This is a genomic window from Frankia sp. AgKG'84/4, from assembly GCF_023242965.2.
Classification (GTDB): domain Bacteria; phylum Actinomycetota; class Actinomycetes; order Frankiales; family Frankiaceae; genus Frankia.
Map to the genome: position 1 here is coordinate 1 of NZ_JALKFU020001187.1, position 2,637 is coordinate 2,637.

General features: G+C 71.8%; 3 protein-coding genes. All 3 read left to right on the forward strand.

The window, feature by feature from the left end; translation table 11 throughout:
- A partial coding sequence (locus tag MXD58_RS28520) for an AIM24 family protein (RefSeq protein ID WP_250611263.1) occupies window positions 1–760 on the forward strand: 760 nt, incomplete at its 5' end.
- Window positions 761–818: 58 nt separating this feature from the next.
- Window positions 819–1,496, forward strand: coding sequence for an AIM24 family protein (locus MXD58_RS28525; RefSeq protein WP_248837862.1), 678 nt, complete (start codon window positions 819–821; stop codon window positions 1,494–1,496).
- A 64-nt stretch (window positions 1,497–1,560) separates the two neighbouring features.
- Window positions 1,561–2,637: AIM24 family protein (locus MXD58_RS28530; RefSeq protein WP_250611265.1), on the forward strand; the 1,077-nt coding region annotated here is incomplete at its 3' end.

Below are 2,637 nucleotides of genomic sequence, written 5' to 3' on the forward strand. Positions count from 1 at the left end.
GGCATACGGCGGTGGCCAGCCCGCGCCCGGCGCCCCCGGTTACGCCCCCGCGCCCGGTGGCAGGCCCGGCGCACCGGAGCCGCTGCCCTCCCAGGTCCAGCCGACCCAGCCGGGGGCGATGAACAGCCTCGCCCCCTATCGGGAGGTGCCGACGGCCGGTCGCTGGACCCAGCAGAACGGCAAGCTGGTGAAGGTGACCCTCGGCCCGGATGCGCTGGCGCTGCGCGGCTCGATGGTCGCCTACCAGGGCAACGTCGAGTTCGATTACAAGAGCTCCGGGCTGCGCGGCCTCATCGAGGGCAAGCTGACCGGGCAGAGCGTGAAGCTCATGACCTGCAAGGGCTCCGGTGAGGTGTTCCTCGCCCATGACGCCGCGGATCTGCACATCGTCGAGCTCGGCAACTCGTCGCTGTGCATCAACGCGAAGAACCTGCTGGCGATGGACGACACGGTGCGCACCGAGGTGAAGCGGATCGAGAGCGCCGGCATCCCCGGCGGCGGGCTGTTCCACTTCGAGGTGTCCGGGCCTGGTTCGGTGGTCGTCATGACCAAGGGCTCGCCGATGACCCTGCCCGTGCAGGGCCCGACGTTCGCGGACATGAACGCGCTGGTCGCCTGGACCACGGGCATGCGGGTCAGCGTGTCCACGCAGGTGCGGATCTCCCGGCAGATCTACGCCGGCAGCAGCGGCGAGGCGCTCGCGCTGCAGTTCATGGGGTTCGCCGGTCATTTCGTCGTCGTCCAGCCGTTCGAGGTGTGAGGGTGGAGACGAACGCGCACGCGAGCCCGGCGGGGACGCCGGCGGGAGGGAGCGGGCCGTGCAGGGCAGCCTGATCGACCACTACGGGCCGACGCCCGTCCTGGACCGGATGAGCAAGCACGGCTCCAAGATCGTCAAGGTCGTCATGAACCCCGGGCAGGACCTGTTCGCCCGCACCGGGTCCATGATCGCCTACGAGGGGCTGATCGACTTCAACCCGCAGCCGCCGCAGCTCGGCCGGATCGCGTCCTCGTGGGCGACCGGCGAGGGCGTGCCGCTGATGACCGCGACCGGCCAGGGCCTGCTCTACCTCGCCGACTACGGCAAGGAGGTCATCGTCGCCCAGCTCGCCGGCGAGGGCCTGTCCGTGAATGGCAAGAACATCCTCGCCTTCGACGCGCAGCTGCAGTGGAACATCGAGCGGGTGCGCGGCGTCAGCATGCTCTCCGGGATGGGGATGTTCAACGTGGTGCTGCGCGGCCATGGCTGGGTGGCGCTGACGGCCAAGGGGAACCCCATCGTGCTCGACACCCGCGAGGCGCCGACCTTCGTCGACACCGACGCCCTGGTCGCCTACACCGACGGGCTGCGGGTCGAGCCGCGGCGCACCGCGCGCCTCGGTGGGCTGATCGGCCGCGGCTCCGGCGAGGCTTTCCAGCTCGGGTTCTCCGGGCAGGGCTTCGTCGTGGTGCAGCCGAGCGAGGACGAACGCCCGAACATGTCGCTGCGAGGCTGACGGCGCGGATCAGACCCGCCGACCGGCATGCGGCCGGCTGGCGGGAGGCGGAAAGGACGTGCACATGACGCAGGGCGGCGGCTACGGCGGTCATCCCGGCGGTTCCGGCTACCCGCCGTCCGGCCAGGGCGGCTACCCGCCGCCGGGTCAGGGGTATCCGCCGGGTCAGGGCGGCTATCCGCCGGGCCAGGGTTATCCGCCTCCCGGCCAGGGTTATCCGCCGCAGGGGCCAGGCTATCCGCCACCCGGTGGTCCGCCGCCCGGCGGTGGCTACCCGCCGCCCGCTCCCGGCGGCTACCCGCCGGGCGGTGGCCATCCGCCGCCCGGCGGTCCCGGCGGTGGCCCGGGTGGTCCCGGTGGCCCGGGCGGGATCCGCAGCAGCCTGCTCGACAACCCCGATCGGCCCTCGGAGGAGCCGTTCTCCCTGCAGAACGGCAAGATGCTGCGGGCGACGCTCGGACGCGGCATGCGCGAGTTCTACGCCCGCAAGGGCGCGATGGTCGCGTACCAGGGCGGGGTGAACTTCGACGGGCACTGGGAGGGCTGGGGCAGCCAGTTCCGCAGCTTCTTCAGCGGCGGCGAGGGCCTCAACCTCATGCAGGTCTCCGGCTCCGGCGCGGTCTTCCTCGCCAACCAGGCGCAGGACCTGCACATCCTCGACCTCGTCGGCGGCGACGGGCTCACCGTCGACGGCAAGAACGTGCTGGCGTTCAACTCCGACCTGAACTGGGACCTGGTCCGCGTCGACACCCAGGTCGGTATCGCCGGCGTCGGCTCCTACCAGGTCGAGCTGCGCGGCTCCGGCCGCGTGGTGGTGTGCACCTCGGGCGCCCCGCTGGTCATGCGGGTGACGCACCAGAACTACTACTTCGCCGACGCGGACGCCGTCGTCGGCTGGTCCTCGAGCCTGCAGGTGTCCATGCAGGCCGCGGTGACGTCGTCGTCGGTGTGGAAGCCGCGCGGCAACACCGGGGAGAGCTGGCAGATGCAGTTCAGCGGCGACGGCTATGTCATCGTGCAGCCGTGCGAGCTGCTCCCGCCGTACAACGCGCTTGCCGGCGCCGGCGCGGCGGGGCACTTCGGGCTCGGCGGCCAGGGCTTCGGCGGCAACCAGCTGGGCGGCCACGGCGGCGGCCAGCAG